Annotated in this window: 22 protein-coding genes and 1 tRNA gene; 11 read left to right on the top strand and 12 right to left on the bottom strand. The window is 72.4% G+C overall.

Annotated features, from left to right (window positions below; translation table 11 throughout):
* Nucleotides 1–2: 2 nt before the first annotated feature.
* A tRNA-Tyr gene (locus ACVUH9_RS06625) sits at nt 3–84 on the bottom strand.
* 252 nt (nt 85–336) lie between these two features.
* Nucleotides 337–1,497, bottom strand: coding sequence for an RNA polymerase sigma factor RpoD (gene rpoD, locus ACVUH9_RS06620; protein WP_475755161.1), 1,161 nt, complete (start codon nt 1,495–1,497; stop codon nt 337–339).
* A gap of 343 nt (nt 1,498–1,840) precedes the next feature.
* On the opposite strand from rpoD, the gene mptA reads away from it, so the two are divergent.
* Nucleotides 1,841–2,839, top strand: a complete 999-nt coding sequence (mptA, locus tag ACVUH9_RS06615; protein WP_475755159.1) for a GTP cyclohydrolase MptA — start codon at nt 1,841–1,843, stop codon at nt 2,837–2,839.
* 22 nt (nt 2,840–2,861) lie between these two features.
* Here mptA and pgsA read toward each other — a convergent pair whose 3' ends face one another.
* On the bottom strand, nt 2,862–3,389 hold the full coding sequence (gene pgsA, locus ACVUH9_RS06610) for a CDP-diacylglycerol--glycerol-3-phosphate 3-phosphatidyltransferase (protein ID WP_475755633.1): 528 nt from the start codon (nt 3,387–3,389) through the stop codon (nt 2,862–2,864).
* Between the two features lie 330 nt (nt 3,390–3,719).
* Nucleotides 3,720–5,351, bottom strand: coding sequence for an amidohydrolase (locus tag ACVUH9_RS06605; protein ID WP_475755157.1), 1,632 nt, complete (start codon nt 5,349–5,351; stop codon nt 3,720–3,722).
* 67 nt (nt 5,352–5,418) lie between these two features.
* Between ACVUH9_RS06605 and ACVUH9_RS06600 the strand changes: the two genes are divergently transcribed.
* Nucleotides 5,419–6,447: a LacI family DNA-binding transcriptional regulator gene (locus ACVUH9_RS06600; protein ID WP_475755155.1), complete on the top strand. Its 1,029-nt coding sequence runs from the start codon at nt 5,419–5,421 to the stop codon at nt 6,445–6,447.
* Nucleotides 6,448–6,521: 74 nt separating this feature from the next.
* Here ACVUH9_RS06600 and ACVUH9_RS06595 read toward each other — a convergent pair whose 3' ends face one another.
* The 3 genes from ACVUH9_RS06595 to ACVUH9_RS06585 are packed head-to-tail and all read right to left on the bottom strand — an operon-like array spanning nt 6,522 to nt 9,009.
* The gene (locus ACVUH9_RS06595; RefSeq protein WP_475755153.1) at nt 6,522–7,400 is read right to left on the bottom strand and encodes an EamA family transporter; all 879 of its coding nucleotides are present in this window, start codon (nt 7,398–7,400) and stop codon (nt 6,522–6,524) included.
* Nucleotides 7,397–8,200 (bottom strand): ABC transporter permease, encoded by an 804-nt coding sequence (locus ACVUH9_RS06590; RefSeq protein ID WP_475755151.1) that lies wholly within the window; start codon nt 8,198–8,200, stop codon nt 7,397–7,399. Before ACVUH9_RS06590 ends, ACVUH9_RS06595 begins: the two co-directional genes overlap by 4 nt.
* Nucleotides 8,197–9,009, bottom strand: coding sequence for an ABC transporter ATP-binding protein (locus ACVUH9_RS06585; RefSeq protein WP_475755149.1), 813 nt, complete (start codon nt 9,007–9,009; stop codon nt 8,197–8,199). The genes ACVUH9_RS06590 and ACVUH9_RS06585 overlap by 4 nt, the downstream gene beginning before the upstream one ends.
* Nucleotides 9,010–9,162: 153 nt before the next feature.
* On the opposite strand from ACVUH9_RS06585, the gene ACVUH9_RS06580 reads away from it, so the two are divergent.
* Nucleotides 9,163–9,786 carry an ATP-dependent Clp protease proteolytic subunit gene (locus ACVUH9_RS06580; RefSeq protein ID WP_475755147.1) on the top strand — a complete coding sequence of 208 codons (624 nt, stop codon included), beginning with the start codon at nt 9,163–9,165 and terminating at the stop codon, nt 9,784–9,786.
* Between the two features lie 42 nt (nt 9,787–9,828).
* On the opposite strand, the gene ACVUH9_RS06575 is transcribed toward ACVUH9_RS06580, so the two are convergent.
* Entirely contained in the window at nt 9,829–10,701 is an 873-nt protein-coding gene (locus ACVUH9_RS06575; RefSeq protein ID WP_475755145.1) for a fumarylacetoacetate hydrolase family protein, read from the bottom strand.
* A gap of 80 nt (nt 10,702–10,781) precedes the next feature.
* Here ACVUH9_RS06575 and ACVUH9_RS06570 point away from each other — a divergent pair, with 80 nt between their 5' ends.
* On the top strand, nt 10,782–11,324 hold the full coding sequence (locus ACVUH9_RS06570; RefSeq protein ID WP_475755143.1) for a YqgE/AlgH family protein: 543 nt from the start codon (nt 10,782–10,784) through the stop codon (nt 11,322–11,324).
* A gap of 69 nt (nt 11,325–11,393) precedes the next feature.
* On the opposite strand, the gene ACVUH9_RS06565 is transcribed toward ACVUH9_RS06570, so the two are convergent.
* Entirely contained in the window at nt 11,394–11,708 is a 315-nt protein-coding gene (locus ACVUH9_RS06565; protein WP_475755141.1) for a hypothetical protein, read from the bottom strand.
* Nucleotides 11,709–11,759: 51 nt separating this feature from the next.
* On the opposite strand from ACVUH9_RS06565, the gene ACVUH9_RS06560 reads away from it, so the two are divergent.
* On the top strand, nt 11,760–12,236 hold the full coding sequence (locus ACVUH9_RS06560) for a hypothetical protein (RefSeq protein WP_475755140.1): 477 nt from the start codon (nt 11,760–11,762) through the stop codon (nt 12,234–12,236).
* 35 nt (nt 12,237–12,271) lie between these two features.
* Nucleotides 12,272–12,796 carry a hypothetical protein gene (locus tag ACVUH9_RS06555; RefSeq protein WP_475755138.1) on the top strand — a complete coding sequence of 175 codons (525 nt, stop codon included), beginning with the start codon at nt 12,272–12,274 and terminating at the stop codon, nt 12,794–12,796.
* A gap of 64 nt (nt 12,797–12,860) precedes the next feature.
* Here the strand turns inward: ACVUH9_RS06555 and ACVUH9_RS06550 are convergent, their stop codons facing one another.
* On the bottom strand, nt 12,861–13,958 hold the full coding sequence (locus ACVUH9_RS06550; protein WP_475755631.1) for a UDP-N-acetylmuramate dehydrogenase: 1,098 nt from the start codon (nt 13,956–13,958) through the stop codon (nt 12,861–12,863).
* Nucleotides 13,959–14,116: 158 nt separating this feature from the next.
* On the opposite strand from ACVUH9_RS06550, the gene ACVUH9_RS06545 reads away from it, so the two are divergent.
* Both ACVUH9_RS06545 and ACVUH9_RS06540 read left to right on the top strand, forming a co-directional pair.
* Nucleotides 14,117–14,632: a hypothetical protein gene (locus tag ACVUH9_RS06545; protein ID WP_475755136.1), complete on the top strand. Its 516-nt coding sequence runs from the start codon at nt 14,117–14,119 to the stop codon at nt 14,630–14,632.
* A 44-nt stretch (nt 14,633–14,676) separates the two neighbouring features.
* Nucleotides 14,677–15,192, top strand: a complete 516-nt coding sequence (locus tag ACVUH9_RS06540) for a hypothetical protein (RefSeq protein WP_475755134.1) — start codon at nt 14,677–14,679, stop codon at nt 15,190–15,192.
* A 61-nt stretch (nt 15,193–15,253) separates the two neighbouring features.
* On the opposite strand, the gene ACVUH9_RS06535 is transcribed toward ACVUH9_RS06540, so the two are convergent.
* A complete protein-coding gene (locus ACVUH9_RS06535; RefSeq protein WP_475755629.1) occupies nt 15,254–16,498 on the bottom strand; it encodes an acyl-CoA dehydrogenase family protein in 1,245 nt (414 codons plus the stop codon).
* A 168-nt stretch (nt 16,499–16,666) separates the two neighbouring features.
* Between ACVUH9_RS06535 and ACVUH9_RS06530 the strand changes: the two genes are divergently transcribed.
* Nucleotides 16,667–17,356 (top strand): TetR/AcrR family transcriptional regulator, encoded by a 690-nt coding sequence (locus tag ACVUH9_RS06530; protein ID WP_475755132.1) that lies wholly within the window; start codon nt 16,667–16,669, stop codon nt 17,354–17,356.
* Between the two features lie 40 nt (nt 17,357–17,396).
* On the opposite strand, the gene ACVUH9_RS06525 is transcribed toward ACVUH9_RS06530, so the two are convergent.
* Nucleotides 17,397–18,395 carry a hypothetical protein gene (locus ACVUH9_RS06525; RefSeq protein WP_475755130.1) on the bottom strand — a complete coding sequence of 333 codons (999 nt, stop codon included), beginning with the start codon at nt 18,393–18,395 and terminating at the stop codon, nt 17,397–17,399.
* Between the two features lie 201 nt (nt 18,396–18,596).
* Here ACVUH9_RS06525 and rpsD point away from each other — a divergent pair, with 201 nt between their 5' ends.
* Both rpsD and ACVUH9_RS06515 read left to right on the top strand, forming a co-directional pair.
* Nucleotides 18,597–19,235 carry a 30S ribosomal protein S4 gene (gene rpsD, locus ACVUH9_RS06520; RefSeq protein ID WP_475755128.1) on the top strand — a complete coding sequence of 213 codons (639 nt, stop codon included), beginning with the start codon at nt 18,597–18,599 and terminating at the stop codon, nt 19,233–19,235.
* Nucleotides 19,236–19,516: 281 nt separating this feature from the next.
* The gene (locus tag ACVUH9_RS06515) at nt 19,517–20,002 is read left to right on the top strand and encodes a hypothetical protein (protein ID WP_475755126.1); all 486 of its coding nucleotides are present in this window, start codon (nt 19,517–19,519) and stop codon (nt 20,000–20,002) included.

Genomic DNA, 20,002 nt, shown 5'->3' with positions numbered 1-20,002 from the left:
AGTGGGGGGAACAGGATTCGAACCTGTGTAGGCAGAGCCAACGGGTTTACAGCCCGTCTCCTTTAACCACTCGGACATCCCCCCGAGCGGCGACGGATCTTAGCGATGCCGCCGCCAGTTTGCGCTCTCGCCGACCCGCGCGGAAAAGCGGGGCGAGCGCGGACGCAGCACACACGCCCAGGAGCACCGAACGTGCCCTGAGCCCTGCGTATGCGTCTGAGGTGCTCGTAGACCGAGGAGGTCGGTGCGCGGCGAGCGAGAGCTGTGCGAAAGCACTGCCGAGCTCGCCGCGTGCCGAGATCCGACGCGTCTACGGGCGCCTCAGACCATGCGCCGTTAGACGGCGTCGCGGAGCCGCTGCGACTCGGGCAGCGACTCGAGCTTCTTGAGCGTGTGGCTCTCGATCTGACGGATCCGCTCACGGGTGACGTCGAACGCGCGGCCGACCTCCTCCAGCGTGCTCGGCTGGTCACCGGAGAGGCCGAAGCGCATCTCGATGACCTCGCGCTCGCGCTTGGGCAGCGTCGAGAGCGCCCGGCGGACGTGCTCGCGGCGCAGCTGCTCGCTCGTCATCTCGAACGGGGACTCGGCGTCCTTGTCCTCGACGAAGTCGCCGAGCGAGGACTCCTCGTCCTCGCCGACCGGCTTCTCGAGCGAGATCGGCTGCTGCGACATCCGCAGGATGTCGCGCACGTCGCGGACCTGCATGTCGACCTCTTCCGCGATCTCCTCCGGCGAGGGCTGGCGGCCGAGCGTCTGGACGAGCTGACGCTCGACGTGGACGACCTTGTTCAGCTTCTCGACCATGTGGACGGGGATCCGGATCGTCCGGCCCTTGTCCGCGATCGCGCGGGTCACGGCCTGGCGGATCCACCAGGTCGCGTACGTCGAGAACTTGTAGCCGCGGCGGTAGTCGAACTTCTCGACCGCGCGGATCAGGCCCAGCGAGCCCTCCTGGATCAGGTCGAGGAAGCTCAGCCCACGGCCGAGGTAGGCCTTGGCGATCGAGACCACGAGCCGCAGGTTCGCTTCGATCATCTGCTGCTTGGCCTGGATGTCACCGCGCTCGATCCGCTTGGCGAGGGTGACCTCCTGATCGGCGGTCAGCAGCGCGACCCGTCCGATCGACCGCAGGTACATGCGCAGCGAGTCCAGGCTCGGCTCGACCGTCAGGTCGATCTGCGGGCGGTCCTTGGTGGCCGCGCCGGACTCCCGGTCCTTGCGCGAGCCGGCCTGCTCGAGGCGCTCGGCCTCGCGGGCGGCCCGGCCGGTGGTGTCACTGGCGTCCTCGCCGTGCAGGACGTCGACGCCCAGCTCCTCGAGGTGGGCGTGCAGGCCCTGGAGCTGCTCCTTGGTGACCTCTGCCTCCTCGAGCGAGGCGGCGATGTGCGCGACGGTCAGGAATCCCTTCTCCTGACCTTCGGCGATGAGCGCTCGCAGCTCCTCGATCTCGGTGATCGGCGTCTCGTCGGCCAGCAGGGCCTCGTTGTTGCTCACGTCGGAACCTTCCCCTCGTCGGTTCGACGCCCATCCGGCAAGGCCGGTGGGCTGATCACGATATGTCTCCACACCGTCGACCCTCAGTCGTGGCCCTGGGGCTGCGTCCCCGCGGAGCCGACGCGTTCGTGTCGTCGTGCTTGCAAGGAATAGCACAAGGATCCGCGAGGGGCGCCGTGAGGGTGACGCTCGTCACACGAAACCCAGGTTCTAAGGGGTTCTTAAGCGTTGCCTCCGTCCGTCGTCAACGGGCCGGAGGTCGCGGCGTCGTACGGTATGTGGACGTCGCCGAACCGCCCGCGCCGCTTCCGGCGCCCGGCCGACCCCCACCCGAGGACCCCCAATGACGACCACCCGCTTCCGCCTCGACGTCCAGAACGAGCAGCCCACGGTCCACGTCGCGCTCTCCCGCGTCGGCGTGGCCGGCGTCGAGAAGATCGTGCGCGTCGGGCAGCCCGGCGCCGAGGTCCCGTACCTCGCCACGCTCGAGACGGTCGTCGATCTCGGACCGCACCAGAAGGGCGCCCACATGTCGCGCTTCGAGGAGGTCGTCAACGAGGCGATCGGCGACGAGGTCGTCAGCGGTGCCCCGGCGATCCGGGCCGAGGATCTGGCCCGACGGGTCGCCGTCGCGATCCGCGACCGCCAGGGCGCGCGCCGCGCGGAGGTCCGCCTGACCGCCCGCTACCCCGAGGAGCGGACCGCGCCCGTCTCCGGGATCGCGACGCAGGAGATCTTCACCCTCCACGGGATCGCGGTCGCCACCGAGGCCGGCACCCGCACCGTCACCGGCGCGACCGCCCAGGGCATCACCGCCTGCCCCTGCGCGCAGGAGCATCTGCGCGAGTCCTCGGCCGGGCGCCTGAGCGAGGCCGGGTTCAGCGAGGAGCAGATCGCCACGATCCTCGAGGCGGTCCCCGTCGCGACCCACAACCAGCGTGGCCTCGGCACGATCTACCTCGGCCGGACCGAGGGCTCCGTGGGCGTCGACGTCGACGTGCTCGACGTGGTCCGCGTGATCGAGCAGTCGATGAGCTCCGAGATCTACGAGCTGATGAAGCGCTCGGACGAGGGCTCCGTCGTCGAGAAGGCCCACCGCAACCCGCGCTTCGTCGAGGACGTCGTCCGCGAGATGCTCAGCGGGGTCGTCGGCCAGTTCGGCGGCCTCTCCGACGACGCGTTCGTGCTCGCTCGCCAGCAGAACCTCGAGACGATCCACCAGCACGACGTGATCGCCGAGCGCTACGGGACGATGGGCGAGCTGCGTGGCGAGCTGGCGCGCGGCGAGGAGCCCGAGCAGCACACCTCGCTGCGGCAGTGGCTCGACGCCGCGGGGCGCTGACCCCGCGGGCGGCGCGGCGCCGCTAGCTGGCGGTGCGCTGCGCCCGGCGCAGCCCGAGGTAGTAGTCGAACCCGCTGTAGAGCGTGATCGCCACCATCGCGTAGACCAGCAGGTCGAGCCAGACCGGCGTCGGCGTCACCAGGATCAGCAGGAAGATCACGAGCAGCTGGAACGCCGTCTTGACCTTGCCGAGCCAGGCGGCGGCGATCACCTCGCCGTGCGAGGCCGCGAGCATCCGCGTCACCGTGACCGCCAGCTCGCGGCCGATGACCACGATCGCGACCCACAGCGCCACCCGATCGAGGTGGACGAGCATCACCAGGGCCGACAGCACCAGCAGCTTGTCGGCGATCGGATCGGCGAGCTTGCCGAAGTCGGTGATCAGGCCCGACCGCCGCGCCAGCCAGCCGTCGACGAAGTCGGTGACCGAGGCGAGCCAGAAGACGAACGCGGCGACGACGTCGCCGGTGGTCGTTCGCTCCGCGAGCGCGACGACCATGACCGGCACCAGCAGGATGCGCGCCACGGTCAGCACGTTCGGCAGGTTCATCGGCGGCACCAACAGGAGTATCGCGGTTGCGGGACGACGCTTCGTTTCGGCCCCCGGGACCGCAGGCCGGGACCGGCCGCGGCGCCCCGTCGCGGCCGCACCGGTCCGCGACCGATCGACCCCATGCCAGCGCCGCGAACCACCTGGGGCGACCGCCCTGACGGCCCCTGGGGCCTCAGACGTCGGCTGTGACCGCCTCAGTGGTGGTGAGGGCGGTCGTACGCCTCCGGATCCCGCGAGCGGACCCGGAAGGCCTGCCAGACGCCGAGCGGGAACAGCACCGGCAGCGGCGGCAGCAGCAACGTGTTGCCGGTGTCGGTCGCGCGTCCGTCAGGGACGCTCGGCGCGGTGGACGATCTCGCCGTCGACGACGGTGAGCAGGATCGGGGCCTCGAGCAGCTCGTCGGGGCCGGCCTCGACCGGGTCGACGGCGAGCGCGGTCAGGTCGGCGACGTAGCCGGGGGCGATCCGCCCCTGGTGATCGCCGTCGCCGACGGCGGCCGCCGCCCAGCTCGTGTAGCCGGCGAGCGCCTCGTCGGCGGTCAGGACCTGATCGGGCTCGAAGACCGGGGCGTCGGGGACGCCGGGCGTGCGCCGCAGCCGTGCCCACGCCATCCCCAACCGCGGGTCGTCCTGCGCGACCGGCCAGTCGGAGCCGAGGGCGACGGCCGCGCCGGCGTCGAGCACGTCGCGGATCCGGAACCCGAGCGCGGCCCGCTCCGGACCCAACCGGGTCGCCCAGCTGTCGCTGAGGTCGCCCTGCCGCCACTGCATGTGGAGCGGCTGCATCGAGGCGACCACGCCCTCGTCGGCGAGTCGGCGGAGGTCCCCATCGGTGAGGGTCTCGAGGTGCTCGATCCGGTGCGGGGCCCCGTTCACGGCGCGACCGGCAGCTCGGTAGGCGTCGAGCGCGGCCGCGACCGCGCGATCGCCGACGGCGTGCGTGACGCACTGGAAGCCGGCGTTCGCGTAGCGCGCGACGACCTCCGCGTAGCGCGCCGGATCCGGCCAGAACGAGGCGTTGCCGGCGCCCTCGCTGTCGGGCGCGTAGAGCCAGGCGGTGCCGGAGTCGATCACGCCGTCGACGAACAGCTTCGCGACCCCTCCCCGCCAGCGGCGCCCGCGCTCGTCGCGGAGGCCGAGCTGGGCCTCGATCTGCTCGTCGGTCACGTCCGGCTCCTGCCAGAGCGGCACGACCAGCCGCATCGGCAGCTCGCCCGCCGCCTCCAGCTCGCGCATCGCCGCGAACGTCTCCGGGCTGCCGTCCATCGCGTGCCCGCCGGTCAGGCCGAGCGTGTTGAGCCGCCGGAGCGTCGCCAGCACGCGGGCGCGCTCCTCGGCCGCGGTCGGCGCCGGGGCGGCGCCGAGCACGAGCCGATAGGCGCTGGCCTCGCGCAGCTCGCCGGTCGGCCCCTGGTCGTCGCAGACGATCTCGGACGCGTCGCCGAACGTCCGCGGCCCGCTGACCCCCGCCTGCTCGAGCGCACGCGGCGTCGCCAGCGCGGTGTGGAGGTCGTAGAAGAGCACGAAGGTCGGCGCGTCGCCGACCGCGTCGGCGATCGCCGAGCCGCGGATCGGCCCGTCGCCGAAGGCGGCGTAGTCGAGGCCCCAGCCGCGGACCCAGCCGTCGCCGCCCACGCGCTCCCGCTCGCGGGCGAGGGCCGCGCGGACCTGCTCGATCGTCTTGAGCCCGTTGAGGTCGGCGCCGACGGTCAGCTCGGCGCCCCAGACGGGGTGGATGTGCGCGTCGGTCAGGCCCGGAACGAGCGCGTGGCCGGTGCCGTCGACGATCGTCGTAGTCGAACCGCAGAGACGCCGGATCTCGTCGTCGGCGCCGACCGCCACGATCACGCCGTCACGGACCGCGATCGCCTCTGCGAACGGGCGGTCCGGGTCGAGCGTCCGGACCCGGGCCCCGACGACGGCGAGATCGGCAGTGGTGGCGACGGGCGTGGCGACCATAGATCGAGCACCGTACTCCAAATCGATTTGGGAGAGGACTTTCTCTCCACGGGCTAGCTTGTGTGAGATGGAGCCGCTTCGCGAACGCCGCCGGATCACCATCCGCGACGTCGCGAGCGAGGCCGGCGTCTCCGTCACGACGGTCTCGCATGCGCTCAACGGCAAGGGCAGCGTCGACCCAGAGACGCGCCGCCGCGTCGCCGGCGTCGCCACCGAGCTCGGCTACCGCGCCAGCCGCACCGCTCGTGCCCTTCGTGCCGGCCGTACCGCCTCGATCGCGCTGATCCTGCCGCGGATCACCGCCACCGAGGAGCGCAGCAGCCAGACCCTCGGCCTCGAGTACTACATGCGGGTCGCCGCCGGCGCGGCCGACGCCGCCTTCGCCCGTGAGCATTCGCTGCTGCTCGTGTCCCCGCGGACCGTGCTGGCCGACCTCCGCGATCTCGGCGTCGACGGCGGGATCGTCTGCGACCCGGAGAAGAACGACCCCCGGCTCGGGCTGTTCCTCGAGCTCCGACTGCCGGTCGTCTCGATCGAGCGCGACGCCGGCCGTCCCGAGCACCGCTCGTACGTCCACGGGGACAACGCCGCCAACATCCGGCAGCTGCTCGACCACATCGCCGCAGCCGGGGCCGAGCGGATCGCGCTGCTCGCCGCCGATCCGACCTGGGCCTGGTCGATCGAGACCTCCGACGCCTACCGCGCCTGGTGCGCCGAGAACGGCCGCGAGCCGATCATCGAGCCGACCGTGATGCACGACCTCGAGATGACCGCGCACCACTGCGCCGGCCTCCTGCTCGATCGCGATCCGCGTCCCGACGCGATCATCGCGCTCGCCGAGCGCCACGCCGGCGGAGTCCTGCGGGCCGTCCGCGAGCGCGGGCTGCGGACGCCGGAGGACGTGATGGTCGCCTCGGGGGTCGACGCGTCCCACACGCGCGAGACCGAGCCGCCGCTGACGGCGATCGACCTCGACCCGACCGCCCACGGGGTCGCCGCCGTCGACCTGCTCGTCGACCGACTCTCGGGCCTGCCGGCCGACGCGCCGCGGCTGGTCAGCGCCGAGCTGCGGGTCCGCGCCAGCACCGGCGGCTGAGCGACGCGGCCGGAGGCGGCTCGGCAGGACCAGGCCGGACCGGTCCGGGGCCGACCGCCCGCCGCCGACACGACTCAGGGAGCGACCGGCACCGCGGGCGCCCGCGAGGCGCGGGTGACCCCGATCCCGGCCACGATCACGGCCGCCATCCCGACCACCCCGATCAGCTTCGGCTGCTGGTCGAGGATCAGCAGGCCCGCGATCGCCGCGACCGCCGGCTCCAGCGCCATCAGCACGCCGAAGACCCCGGCCGGGATCCGGCGCAGCGCCAGCTGCTCCAACGAATACGGGACGACCGAGCCCGCGATCGCGGCGATCGCCCCGATCGCCAGCACGTGCCAGCTCAGCAGCGCCGACCCGGCCTCGACCAGGCCCGGGACGAGCGCCACCAGGACCCCGATCGTCATCGCGATCGCGACCGGCTCGAGCCCCGGCCGGTCGCGTGCGGCACGCGCCGCGAGCGGGATGTAGACGCCCCAGCAGGTCGCCGCCAGCAGCAGCCAGGCGACGCCGACGAGGTCGGCTCCCGCCGCGCTCCACGGCTCGGTCAGGGCGAGCACGCCGACCGCCGCGAGCGCCACCCACCAGCGGTCACGGGGCCGCCGGGCGAGGATCGCCGCGACGGTCAGCGGGCCGAGGAACTCGATCGCGACCGCGGTCCCCAGCGGGACCCGGTCGATCCCGAGGTAGAAGCTCACGTTCATCAGCCCGAGCGCCAGCCCGTAGGCGATCAGCGCCCGGCGGTCGCCGGGGCTGGTCGTCCGCCGGCGGGGACGGATCGCGATCTGCAGCACCAGCGCCGCCAGCGCCAGCCGCACGAGCGCCGCCCCGGCCGCGCCGATGTCGTCGAAGAGCCCGGTGACGAGCGCCGCGCCGACCTGGATCGACATGATCGACCCGAGCACCAGGAGCAGATCCGGGCCCCGGGTGTGCGAGCCCGGCGCCTCGCTCACGGCTTCAGCCGGTGCCCGGTCTTGAACAGCCACGCGCACCAGAGGCTGAGCAGGATCGAGAGCGCCGCGACGACGCCGAGCGCGAGCGCCGTCGAGACGTCCCCGTGCCCCACGAACCCGATCCGGTAGGCCTGCACGAGGTAGAAGATCGGGTTGACGTGACTGACCGCCTGCCAGCCTTCCGGCAGCCGGTCGACCGAGTAGAAGACGCCACCCAGGAACGTCAGCGGGACGATCACGAGGCTGGTCACGAAGGCCATGAAGTCCCACGACTTCGCGTAGACCCCGACGATCACGCCGAGCTGCCCGAACGAGATCAGGACCAGCGCGGTCGCCACGAACAGGATCAGCGGACGCTCGATCGAGATCCCGGTCATCGCCATCGCCAGGCCCGTCAGGAGGACGCCCGTGAGGAGGCCGCGGACGATCCCGCCGATCGCGAGGCCGAGGTTGATCTCCCACCAGCGCAGCGGGCTCGTCAGGACGTCGTTGAGGAAGCGGTCCGAGCGCGCCTGGAAGAGCGTCGAGGAGTTGTTCGAGTAGGCCGCGGTCAGGACCGCCTGGACGACCAGGCCCGGCACGATGAACTGGTCGTACGAGACCCCGTCGACGCTGGCGATCTTGTCCCCCAGCGCGAGGCCGAAGACGACGATGAAGAGCAGCGCGGAGACGACCGGGGCGACCAGCGTCTGCATCCAGAGCTTGAGGAACCGCACGACCTCTCGCTCGCAGAGCCAGAGCACGCCACGGCGCTCCTCGACGAACGGCGCGTCGTACGGGGGCGGAGGCGCGAGGCTCATGCCGCCACCTCCGTGCCGGTGGTCGGTTCGCCGTCGGTGGCCTCGGCCTCGGCCATCGCCCGCAGGTAGACGTCGGCGATGTCGCTGGCGCCGTAGCGGGCGCGCAGACCGTCGGCGCTGTCGCGGGCGATGATCTTGCCGCCGCGGATCAGGGCGATCTCCTGGCAGAGCGCCTCGGCTTCCTCGAGGTAGTGCGTCGTGAGCAGGATCGTGGTGCCGACCGCGTGCAGTCGGCGGGTGTACTCCCACAGCTCGGTCCGCAGCTCGACGTCGACGCCGGCGGTCGGCTCGTCGAGGATCAGCAGCCGCGGCTGGTGCATCAGGGCGCGGGCCAGCAGCAGCCGCCGGCGCATGCCGCCCGACAGCGCGGGCGGACGGACCTTCGCCTTGGCGGAGAGGTCGAACACGTCCATCAGCTCGTTCGCGCGGCGGCGAGCGTGCTTGCGGCCCATCCCGAAGTAGCCGGCGTGGTAGATCAGGACCTCGTCGACGTCCATGAAGCGGTCGAGGTTGATGTCCTGCTCCGCCAGCCCGACCAGCCGCCGCGCCTCGCGCGAGTCGTGTTCGTGGCCGAAGACCTCGATCCGGCCACCGGAGGGCCGCACGAGGTTGGAGATCGCGCCGATCAACGTCGTCTTGCCCGCACCGTTCGGTCCGAGCAGGCCGAAGAACGCCCCGTCGGGAACTTCGAGGTCGAGATCCTCGACCGCCGTGAAGCCACCGGCGTAGGTCTTCGTGAAGCCCCGGACGGACAGCGCTGGGACGCTGTGATCGGTGCGCTTGGGGTCAACGGTCGACTGAGCGCACACGACATCCACTGTAGATGACGCCATCACTTAGGCCCTCTCCCTGTAGGGAATGGTCCGTGGCGGCCGCTGACCGGGCCGCTCGGGATCGCCCGCCGACGATCGCCGATCGCCGCAGTGCGGAGGTCGGAGGGCGGGCCGTATAAGGTGTCGCCCATGCCTCTGGTCCCCGTCGTCGTCGAGCGCACCGCGCGTGGCGAGCGCGAGTACGACATCTTCAGCCGTCTGCTCAACGAGCGGATCATCTTCCTCGGTACGGGGATCGACGATCAGGTCGCCAACCTGATCGTCGCCCAGCTGTTGCACCTGGCCTCGGACGACGAGGACAAGGACATCTCGATCTACATCAACTCGCCCGGTGGCTCGGTCACCGCGGGCCTGGCGATCATGGACACCATGAACTTCGTCAAGCCCGACGTGCGCACGATCTGCGTCGGGATCGCGATGTCGGCCGGGTCGTTGATCCTCGCCGCCGGCGCCAAGGGCAAGCGGTCCTCGCTGCCCAACAGCCGGATCCTCACCCACCAGCCGTCGGTCAGCGGCTTCGAGGGCCAGGCGTCGGACATCGAGATCCACGCTCGCGAGCTGCTCAAGACGCGCAAGAAGCTGAACGAGATCTACGTGAAGCTGACCGGTCAGCCGATCGAGGTCATCGATCGCGACATGGAGCGCGACCGCTTCTTCAGCCCCAACGAGGCCAAGGAGTACGGCCTCATCGACCAGGTCCTCGGCAGCTCGCTGCCGGATCTCAGCGTCAAGCCGGACAACGACCGCCGCTGACGGTCGCGGGGGCGGCGCCGCTGCCCCCACCCCGGCCGCCGGCTAGCCGGCGGCCGGCCCCTCCGAGGTCTCGGCCGGGCCGTCGTCGGTCCGCTCCCCTGGCCCCACGATCGCGTGCTCGATCGCGCCGAGGCCCTCGATCTCGAGCCGGACGACGTCGCCCGGCTGCAGGTGCGCCCCGCGGCCTCCCCCGTCCGCTCGCTCCGTCGCGTGACCGACGCCGCTCGGCGTCCCGGTCAGGAGCAGGTCTCCCGGCTGCAGGCTGATGGTCGCCGAGAGGTGCTCGATCAGCGCGTCGATCCCGAAGATCATCTCGGCGGTGTTGCCGTCCTGACGCAGCTCGCCGTTGACCCACGAGCGCAGACGGAGCGCACCCGGATCGGGCACGTCCTCGAACGTCGTCACCCAGGGACCGAAGGGGCAGAAGCCGTCGGCCCCCTTCGCCCGCGTCCAGTGGGCGTCGCCGGCCTGGAGGTCGCGCGCGGTCAGGTCGTTGGCGACGGCGAAGCCGGCGGGCCCCATCGTCCCGTCCGGCATCCGGCCGATCACGACCGCCAGCTCGACCTCGTAGTCGAGCTGCTCGACGATCGCCGGCCGCACGACCGGCCCGCTCGGACCGACAGCCGCGGTCGGCGGCTTCATGAAGATCAGCGGCGACTCCGGGGTCTCGTTCCCGAGCTCGGCGATGTGACTGGGGTAGTTGCGTCCAACGGCGTAGATCGCGCGGGGCTGGTGGGGAGCCAGGAGCTCGACGTCCTCGAGCGCCAGGGTCTGCCCGACCGCCCGCGACCGGTCACCGCTCTCCAACCGGCCGATCACCGTCGAGTAGTCGACCAACGTCACCACCCGATCGGAGTGGACCTCGGCGACGAGGGGGAGATCGTGATCGGGATGCCGAATCCGAGCCAGCCGCATCCCCGCAGCATAGGCCCCCAGGGGCACCGTTCTCCCCCCTGTACCTCGTCGGCCCGCCGAACCTGAGAGCATCCATCGGGATGTCGCGTCGGCTCTCCGGACAGCTCCTGGTCGCCTCCCCGACCATCGGCGATCCAAGCTTCTCGCGCACGGTCGTGCTCGTGGTCGACCACGATCGCGACGGAGCGTTGGGGATCGTCCTCAACCGTCCGACCGAGACCGCCGTCGAGGCGGTCGTGCCCGACATCTCCGCGATGTTCGGGGCCGACGACGTGATCCACGACGGTGGCCCGGTCCAGCCCGAGTCACTGCTGACGGTCGCCGAGTTCAAGGACCCGGCCGACTCCGCGCTGCTGGTGCTCGGCCGGATCGGCATGGTCCGCGGGGACGAGGCGCCGCGGGTCCCGACCGTCGACCGGGCACGGGCCTACGCCGGGTACGCCGGCTGGGCGCCCGACCAGCTCGACCAGGAGCTGGCCAACGACGACTGGCTGGTGCTGCCCGCCCAGCCCGACGACCTCTTCCACCCCGACTCCTCGCGGCTCTGGCACGTCGCCCTGGAGCGCTTCGGCGGACCGTTCGCGCTGCTGGCGCACGCCCCCGAGGACCCGTCGGTCAACTGACCGCCGGTCGGGGTCCGCGGGCGTGCTCCTGCGACCGACCCCCTCGACCGGCGCCCGGCCGGAGCGCGACTACGGTGCCGCGACCGCGTCCGGCTCGTCGTCCTGCTCCGGGTCGTGGACCGGCGCCCCGTCGCTGACCGCGCTCGGCTTCGGCACCTGCGCTGCGGCCGCGTCGCGACGCGCCCGCAGCGGGCCGGCGATCGCCCCGAGCGTCACCTGCTCGCGCTTGTCGAGCGCGCGATAGACCTCGCGCAGGTCGTCGAAGAGCCGGTCGGCGAGGTCGAGCGCCTCGCGGGCCGACGTCCACGCCTGCTCCTCGACCGCCTCCTCGCTGCGGCCGATGGCCTCGGAGACGGCGGCGAGCTGCTCCAGCGGTACGTCCATGCCCGGGAGCGTACGCGGGGATCGGCCGGGAAGCGACTAGCCTCCACCTCCATGGCTCCGACACGACGCACCCTCGGGCTCGCGATCGCCGTGACGGCGACGCTCACGGTCACCGGCTGCGGGGGCGGCGGCGACCCGACCGCCTTCGCGTCCGCGACCGATCGGACCTGCCGGGACGTCGCGACCGCCGTGACCACGCTCCGCCAGGACCTCGTCCGGCGGACCGGAACGAGCGAGGCCGGTGCGCTCACCGGAGCGATCGACGTCTACGCCCGCAACGTCGACGCCGCCGCCAAGCGGTTCGCCGCCGCCGACCCGCCGAAGAAGGAGCTGGCGTTCCGGGACGAGGTCGTGAAGCAGCTGCGCGCCCACGCCAGCGGCATGCGCGACGCCACCGCGGCCGCCCGCAAGGGCCGCCTGAGCACCGAGCTGGCGACCCAGCTCCAGCAGACCGGTCCGGCCGCGATGCCGAACATCCCCGAGTCGATCCTGGAGGACGCGCCCGCCTGCCGGGTGGCCGTCCGTTGAGCCGGCCGCGGCACGTTCGCCGTACGATGGCGACGATGCCGGGAACCAGTTCGTCCATGCGCGGCGGCGCCGCCGCGCTCCTGGCCGTGGCGGCGTTCGCCGTCGCCGGCTGCGGCGCCAACGCGGAGGACGACTACGCCGCGGGCTGGGACACGGTCTGCGGCGACGTGCGCGACGCCTACCGGAGCTTCCGCACCGACGTCGTCAGCGCCGCCAAGTCGGCCCCCGACGCCGGCGACGCCGCGGCCGCCCGTGCCCTGCCGGCCACCGCGGTCAGCGCCGAGCTGGGCCGGCCGGTGCGCAAGCTCGGCCGGGCGCTCCAGGGCCCCTTCGCCGACGCCGCGGCGCTGGAGCCGCCGGCCCGTTGGTCCGCCTGGCACCGCAGCGCGCTGCGCGGGCTCGACCGTCAGCGGGCCGTCGTCGACGACGCGGCCCGTCGCGTCCAGGCCGGCGACGCCGACGCCTTCAGCGCGCTCTCGCTCGGCGGCTTCGGTCCCGCCGCCGTCTCGGCCCCGGCCGATCTGCGCGACCGGGCCCCGGTCTGCACGGCGCTCGGCTGAGCACCGAGCCGGACCCGGAAGCCACCGGCCACGGCCGCCGGTTGCGGCGCCCGTCGCCGCGGGGCTAGGCCAACGCGGCGCCGGTCCCGAGCAGGACCGGCTCCGGACGCAGGCTGACCCCGAAGACCCGGCGAACCCCGTCGGCGACCTCGGTGGCGAGCGCGAGCAGGTCGGCGGTGGTCCCGCCACGGCTGGTCAGCGCCAGCGTGTGCTTGGACGAGATCGCCGCCCCGGTGCGGGCGTAGCCGCGGGCAAACCCGGCCCGCTCGATCAGCCAGGCCGCCGACGTCTTGATCCGGCCGTCGTCGCCCGGGTACTGCGGCAGACGGGCATCGGGACCGACGTGCTCGAGCACGCGCGCCTCGAGCGCGGCGAAGGCGTCCGGCTCGAGGATCGGGTTGGTGAAGAACGAACCGGCCGACCAGCTGTCCGGATCCTCGGGGTCGAGGACCATTCCCTTGCCCCGCCGCAGCCCGAGGACCGCCTCGCGCACGGCCGTCGTCGGCGCCCGCTCGCCGGCCGCGATGCCGAGCGTCCGCGCCAGCTCGCCGTAGCGGAGCGGACGGCCCTGACGCGAGCGCTCGAGCGCGAAGGTGACCGCCAGCACCACGTGGTCGTGGTTGCCCTTGAAGACGCTGTCGCGGTAGACGAAGCCGCAGGCCGCGGCCGGCCAGACCGCGGTCTCCCCCGTCCGGCGGTCGAGGACCCGCACCGACACGATCGTGTCGGCGACCTCCTGCCCGTAGGCCCCGACGTTCTGGATCGGGGTCGCTCCCGCCGCCCCCGGGATCCCGGAGAGGCACTCGATCCCGGCCAGCCCGTCGGCGATCGCGCCAGCCACGACGGCGTCCCACGACTCGCCGGCGGCGACCGTCCGCAGGACCCGCCCGTCGAGGGCCTCCGCGTCCGCCGGGCCGTCGGCGTCGTCGATCCCGGTCGTGCGGATCGCGAGCACGTCACCCGCGACGGGGCCGTCGCCGATCACCAGGTTGCTCCCGCCGCCGAGCAGCAGCAGCGGCCGGCCGGCCGCGTCGGCGTCGCCGACCGCGGCGACCAGCGCCGGCTCGTCCTCGGCCACCAGCAACCGCTCGGCGGGGCCGCCGAGGCGGAGGGTCGTGAGGCTGGCGAGCGGCACGGCCGTCCCGGGGCGGACCGGCGGCAGGCCCGGCACCGGAGCCGGTCCGTCGGCGGCCTCCGCGGCCGGACTCGGGGAGGAGTTCGTCACCGCCTCAGCCTACGACGCGAGCCCGGACGTCCGTCGCCGCCCCGGTCGGCCCCGGCCCGGGTGGTAGGCGCCGGAGCCGGGGATACCCTCGACCCATGCACCACGTCCGCTCGCGGCTCGCCCTTCCCCTCCTGCTCGTGACCGCAGGCCTCGCCGTCGGTGGCTGCGGCAGCAGCGACGGGGGCGGCGACGAGTCCGCCTACGTCGAGACCTACGAGACCGCCTGCAAGAAGGTCGCCGACCAGACGAAGGCCTTCGAGGCCGAGACCGCGAAGATCGCCGCCACGGCGGCCGACGATCCCAAGGCGGCGGCCGCCGACCTCAAGCAGGGCGCGACGACGCTGTTCACCACGATGGGCGAGCAGCTGCAGGTGATGGCCGACGCCGACGCGCCCGAGAAGTTCGCCGACTTCCAGAAGTCGATCAGCGACAACGCGGAACAGGTGCGCAAGACCGTCGCCCAGGCCAAGGACACGGTCGCCAACGTCGAGACCCTCGACGACTTCGCGACCCTCGGCGACACGCTCGGCCAGCTGAAGGTCGCCGGGGGCGAGAAGCTCCCGGCGGAGCTCGCCAAGCAGGCTCCTTCCTGCAAGACCCTCGGGAGCTGACCGCACGGGGGCAACGCCGGGAGCGCGGGTACGCTCCCGGCCCGATGACACGCTCCCGACTACGCCTCGCCCTCCCTGCCCTGCTCGTGACCGCCGGCCTCGCCGTCAGCGGCTGCGGCAGCAGCGACGACGGCAACGACAAGGGCAGCGACGAGGCCGCCTACCTCAAGACCTACGAGACCGCCTGCAAGGCGATCGCCGACCAGATGAACGCCTACAAGGCCGACATGTCCGGGGTCGACATCGAGTCTCGGTCGGGGACGGAGCAGCTCAAGCAGGCCATGCTCGCGCTGTTCACCACGATGGACGAGCAGAACCGGGTGATGGCCGGCGCCGACGCCCCGGAGAGGTTCGCCGCCTTCCAGAAGGCCGTCGACGACAACGCGGAGCGGGTGAACAAGTCCGTCGCCTCCGTCAAGGACGGGATCCCCAAGGTCAAGACGTCCGACGAGTTCACGACGCTCGTCGACTCGGTCGACAGGGCGACGCTCGCCGGGGGCAAGGAGTTCCCGGCGGAGATGCGGAAGAAGGCCCCCTCCTGCAAGGCCCTCCAGCAGTGAGCGAGCGCCGGCCCCCATCCGCGGCGGATGGGGCCGGCACTCGCGGCGCCGCGAGCAGGTCCTACGGGACGCGGATGCCCGAGATCGTGCGGGCGATGACCAGCTGCTGGATCTCGGAGGTGCCCTCGAAGATCGTCATGATCTTCGAGTCGCGGTGGAACCGCTCGACCGGGTACTCACGGGTGTAGCCGTTGCCGCCGAGGATCTGGATCGCTTCCTCGGTGATCTTGACGCCCGCCTCGGAGGCCTTGTACTTGGCCATCGAGCCCTCGGCGTTCTTGAACTCCGGGGTCTGGCCGCGGAGCGTCGCCGCCCCGATCCAGGAGGCGCGCTGGACCAGCAGCCGCGCGGCGTCGAGCTCGGTCTTCATGTTCGCGAGCTTGAACGCGATCGCCTGGTTCTCGATGATCTTGCGCCCGAACTGCTCGCGCTCCTTGGCGTAGTCGAGCGCGTAGTCGTACGCGGCCCGGGCGACGCCCAGGGCCATCGCGCCGACCGCCGGGCGCGAGGCCTCGAAGGTCGCCATCGAGGCGTTGCCGTGGGCCGACTTGCCCTCGCGGACCTTGGCCAGGCGCGCGTCGAGCTTCTCCTTGCCGCCGAGCAGGTAGCTGCCCGGGATCCGCGCGTCGTCGAGGTTGACGTCGGCGGTGTGCGAGGCACGGATGCCGTGCTTCTTGACCTTCGCGCCCTGCGAGATGCCCTTGACCTCGGACATCGGGACGATGAAGGCGGCGTGCCCGCGGGAGCCGAGCGCCGGATCGACGGTGGCGATCACGACGTGGACGTCGGAGATGCCGCCGTTGGTGGCCCACGACTTCGAGCCGTTCAGGACCCACTCGTCGGTGGCCTCGTCGTACTTGGCCGTCGTGCGGATGTTGGAGACGTCGGAGCCGGCGTTGGGCTCGGACGAGCAGAAGGCGGCGACGGCGGGCTCGGAGACCGTGCCGTAGCAGCGGGGCAGCCACTCGGAGATCTGCTCCTGCGTGCCCTGCCCGAAGATCGCGGAGACGGCGAGGTTCGTGCCCTGGAGCGCCATGCCGATGCCGGCGTCGCCCCAGAAGATCTCCTCGAGCAGGACCGGGGTCAGCTGCCCGGTCGGGTCGAGGAACATCGAGACGGTGCTCTCGAGGCCGTAGAGGCCGATCTCGGCCGCTTCCTTGACGATCGGCCAGGGGAACTCCTCGCGCTCGTCCCACTCGGGACCGGCGGGACGGATCGTCTTCTCGGCGAACTCGTGGACCCAGTCGCGGAGCGTCTGCTGCTCCTCGTTGAGCTCGAGCGAGAAGGTCTGCCACTCCGGCTTCATGCGCTCCTGCGCAATCTCGCCGGCGATGGTCATGAAGTCAGATGTGGTGCTCATGTTCGCGGTTCCTCGGTGGACGGAAGGGCGCAGTCGGGGGCCAGGGCCAAACCGCGGACACGGAATGTAACCAGGGTTTACAGTCACATGCAACCCGCAGTAGGATTCGCCGCGATGGCCGCCACGAGCCCCTCTCCCGAGCGACGCCCCGGAGCGGCCGCGCGCCGCCGGGACCAGGAGCGCGAGATCCTCGCCGCGACCCGGACCCTGTTCGACGAGCGCGGCGTCCGCGACGCCCAGATCGAGGACGTCGCCCGCGAGGCGGGCCTCAACCGGGCGATCATCTACCGCCACTTCAGCGGCAAGGAGGAGCTCTTCGCGTTGGCGATCGTCGACTACACGGAGGAGCTCACGGCCGAGATGGCCGGGCTGCCGACGACCGGCAGCGCGACCGAGCGGCTGACGGCGATGACCGACGCCTTCCTCGACTTCTGCCTCCGCTACCCGGCCTTCATCGACTGCGCGATGGCGATGCTCCGCCAGCCGGGCGCCGAGCTGCTGGAGCAGATCAGCGAGGCCGCGATGCTGCGGATGGGTCGCGCCGTCGCCGGAGCGATGCAGGGGGCGGTCGGGCTCCTGCGCGAGGGCAACGCCGGCGACGAGTTCACGATCGACGACCCCGACTACACGGTCAACGCGATCTACGTCCAGATCCTCGGCCTCGCCCACCTCGCCCGCGTCGGCAACGGCATCCGCGAGCTGCCGGGCGGCCTGCCGTGGTTCTTCCCGGTCGACGACGACCGGCTCCGCCAGACCGTCCGGACCCTGGTGCTGGCGACGCTGCGGCCGCCCGCGCTGGCCTGAGCCCGACCGGGGCTCGGCGGCGGGAGGCCGGGAGCGGCCCCTACAGCCGTGCGCTCAGGGTCGGCAGGCCGGCCGCCTTGCGGGCCGGCGCGTACGAGGCGCGGAAGGCCTGGAGCTGCCTCGCCTCCGGGCCGGTCAGGTCGCGCGCCTGCTCCAGGCAGCGCCGCGCGACCTCGTCCGGAGCCGTCGCCGAGAACGAGCCGAGGCACGAGCCGAGCTGCCGTGCGGTCGCGGCCCCCGCCTCGTAGAAGAGCGCCAGCTTGAGGACGATCGCCTGCTGGTTCTCCTGCCGCGCGCCGATCTCGCGCGCCCGGCCGGCGGCAGCGGTCCGCTCCGTGGCGATCTCGGCGGCCAGCCGCTCGGCTTCGGCCAGCGCTGCCTTCGCCGACGTCGGCGAGGCTCCAGCGCCCGTCGTCGGAAAGCCACCGGCGCCGTCACGCGCCGCCCGCAGCAACGCGAACACCCGCGTCTGCTTGGCGTACGTCGACTGGCTCGCGTCGACGACCCGGTCGACCGACGTCAGGAACGGCGACGAGCGCTTGGCCTTCGGCTTCGGACGCGAGGCCGGGATCCGCGACGGACGACCGGCCGACGCGTCGGCCGGCTTCGGCACCTGGCGGCGGGTCTCCGTGCGTTCGGCCTCGCTCGCCGCACGCAGCTGGCCGGCGACGTCGCGGCGGCCATCGCTGGCCGAATCGTGGGACGCGACCAGCAACGCCACCACGACGACGACCGCGACCAGCAGCGGAACGCCGATCCGGACCGCCTGCGGCGCGTTGCGGCGGGTCCGCGAGAGCGCGGCCGCGGCCTGCTCGCCGGACCGCACCTGGGGCGCACCGCAGCTGGAGCAGTAGCGCGAGCCGAGGGTCAGGCGGGCTTCGCAGCGGGGACAGCCGACGATCGGCGGGGCGACCGGTGACTCGTCGGTCGCCCCCGCCTGCCGGCCATTGGGGCCTGCGGCGGTCGGGGCGTCGTCGCGGTCGACCGGTTCGTCGTCGCGCTCGGCGGAGGGTTCGGGGGCACTCGGGGGATCGTGCATACGGGGGAAGCGGTACGCTCGGCCTCTGGGGTTCGACGGCAGCACTGCTGCAGAGGCCGCTCGGAGCGTTGTTGTCCGCTCCCGACGCGGTTCCTTCCTCCCGGCCGTCGGCGACCCGTTTGGTGCCGCTCGACACCGTAGGGCACGATCTCGTTACCCTAGATCGGATCGTTTCGTCGGAGTTGGAAGCTAGGAGGCCCAATGGGTCGTTATACCGGGCCGGTCGAACGGCTCTCGCGTCGCGAGGGAGTCGACCTCGAGTTGAAGGGCGCTCGTCGCCTTGCAGGTAAGGGCGCTCTCGAGCGTCGTGGAGCGCTGCCCCCGGGGCAGCACGGTGGTGGACGCCGGGTCAAGACCTCGGTCTACGCCCAGCAGCTCCGTGAGAAGCAGCGCGCCAAGCGCTACTACGGCATCCGCGAGAAGCAGTTCCGTCGCCTCATGACCGAGGCCGCGAAGCGCAACGCTGAGAACACCGTCACCGGTGAGCGGATGCTGCAGCTGCTCGAGCAGCGGGTCGACAACGTCATCGTGCGTCTCGGCTTCGCTTCGACGCGGGCGCAGGCGCGTCAGTTCGTCTCGCACGGGCACGTGCTCGTCAACGGCGTGCGTCACACGATCGCGTCGGCTCGCCTCGAGCCGGGCGACGTCGTGACGATCAAGGACGGCTCGCCCGTCCGCAACATCGCCACCGAGTCGACCGAGCTGATCGCCGTCGTCCCGGCCTGGCTCGAGGCCGATCACGATGGCCTCTCGGGTCGCGTGCTGCGCCTCCCGGAGCGTCACGAGATCCAGGTGCCGATCACCGAGCACCTGATCGTCGAGCTCGCCGGCCGCAGCTAGGCCCCTCGGCGGCGCTCCGGCGCCGCCGTCCGCGACCGACTCCGACGATCTCCCCCTCTCCCGTCCGTGCTCCGTGCACGGGCGGGGACGCGGAGGTCGTCCCCGCCGATCCAACGATCGGCCAGACCCGCCGGCCCCGGCCGATCCCCTCCGGGATCGCCCTTGTGGCCAGTGCGCACCGGACACAGGCGCCCCCGGACGGCGCCGTGACGGCCCGGCCGCGCGCGCCCGGCCGCGACTCGGCTGCGGAACGAGCGCCAATCGCGTAGCGTGGACAGTGCATGAGCGAGTCTGATTCCGTCCCCAAGCACGAGCCGTCCGTTCCGCTGCACATCGACCAGCTGCTCGAGCAGCGGGCGGTGGCTGCTGGACTCGAGGCCCTGGCCCGTCGTAACGCCCACCACCTGGCCGACATGGACGATGCGGAGCGCGAGGACGCCCGCCGTCTCTGGACGGAGATGGTGGCCGAGATCCTCGGTGCCGTCCGCGACACGCTCGGCGGAAGCGTCCAGAAGGACGGTCCCGGCCGCGCCGTGATCATCCTCTCCGACCACCCGCAGGAGCCGGGCGAGGTCCAGGCCGAGGCGATCTTCTCGCCCCAGATCGAAGAGGTCCCGGGGCCCGACGGCGAGAACCAGGTCGTCGCGACCTTCGCCCAGGTCCTCGGCATGCAGGTCGCCGACCTGCTCCCCCAGCTCGCCGAGCAGATGGCCTCGAACGTCCAGGAGGGCGAGAACGGCCCCGAGCTGTCCTCCGACGAGGACTGA

This window comes from Patulibacter ginsengiterrae, assembly GCF_056269115.1.
Note: the sequence above shows the minus strand (reverse complement) of the source record. Positions and strands in the feature narration are given on the sequence as shown.

Excerpts from the sequence above, each read along its gene's own strand:
- rpsD (WP_475755128.1), top strand. The coding sequence starts at position 18,597 with ATGGGTCGTTATACCGGGCCGGTCGAACGGCTCTCGCGTCGCGAGGGA.
- ACVUH9_RS06570 (WP_475755143.1), top strand. The coding sequence starts at position 10,782 with ATGTCGCGTCGGCTCTCCGGACAGCTCCTGGTCGCCTCCCCGACCATC.
- ACVUH9_RS06560 (WP_475755140.1), top strand. The coding sequence starts at position 11,760 with ATGGCTCCGACACGACGCACCCTCGGGCTCGCGATCGCCGTGACGGCG.
- ACVUH9_RS06600 (WP_475755155.1), top strand. The coding sequence starts at position 5,419 with ATGGAGCCGCTTCGCGAACGCCGCCGGATCACCATCCGCGACGTCGCG.
- mptA (WP_475755159.1), top strand. The coding sequence starts at position 1,841 with ATGACGACCACCCGCTTCCGCCTCGACGTCCAGAACGAGCAGCCCACG.
- ACVUH9_RS06525 (WP_475755130.1), bottom strand. The coding sequence starts at position 18,395 with ATGCACGATCCCCCGAGTGCCCCCGAACCCTCCGCCGAGCGCGACGAC.
- ACVUH9_RS06535 (WP_475755629.1), bottom strand. The coding sequence starts at position 16,498 with ATGAAGCCGGAGTGGCAGACCTTCTCGCTCGAGCTCAACGAGGAGCAG.
- ACVUH9_RS06555 (WP_475755138.1), top strand. The coding sequence starts at position 12,272 with ATGCCGGGAACCAGTTCGTCCATGCGCGGCGGCGCCGCCGCGCTCCTG.
- ACVUH9_RS06545 (WP_475755136.1), top strand. The coding sequence starts at position 14,117 with ATGCACCACGTCCGCTCGCGGCTCGCCCTTCCCCTCCTGCTCGTGACC.
- ACVUH9_RS06530 (WP_475755132.1), top strand. The coding sequence starts at position 16,667 with ATGGCCGCCACGAGCCCCTCTCCCGAGCGACGCCCCGGAGCGGCCGCG.
- pgsA (WP_475755633.1), bottom strand. The coding sequence starts at position 3,389 with ATGAACCTGCCGAACGTGCTGACCGTGGCGCGCATCCTGCTGGTGCCG.
- ACVUH9_RS06605 (WP_475755157.1), bottom strand. The coding sequence starts at position 5,351 with ATGGTCGCCACGCCCGTCGCCACCACTGCCGATCTCGCCGTCGTCGGG.
- ACVUH9_RS06580 (WP_475755147.1), top strand. The coding sequence starts at position 9,163 with ATGCCTCTGGTCCCCGTCGTCGTCGAGCGCACCGCGCGTGGCGAGCGC.
- ACVUH9_RS06540 (WP_475755134.1), top strand. The coding sequence starts at position 14,677 with ATGACACGCTCCCGACTACGCCTCGCCCTCCCTGCCCTGCTCGTGACC.
- ACVUH9_RS06565 (WP_475755141.1), bottom strand. The coding sequence starts at position 11,708 with ATGGACGTACCGCTGGAGCAGCTCGCCGCCGTCTCCGAGGCCATCGGC.
- ACVUH9_RS06515 (WP_475755126.1), top strand. The coding sequence starts at position 19,517 with ATGAGCGAGTCTGATTCCGTCCCCAAGCACGAGCCGTCCGTTCCGCTG.
- ACVUH9_RS06575 (WP_475755145.1), bottom strand. The coding sequence starts at position 10,701 with ATGCGGCTGGCTCGGATTCGGCATCCCGATCACGATCTCCCCCTCGTC.
- ACVUH9_RS06590 (WP_475755151.1), bottom strand. The coding sequence starts at position 8,200 with ATGAGCCTCGCGCCTCCGCCCCCGTACGACGCGCCGTTCGTCGAGGAG.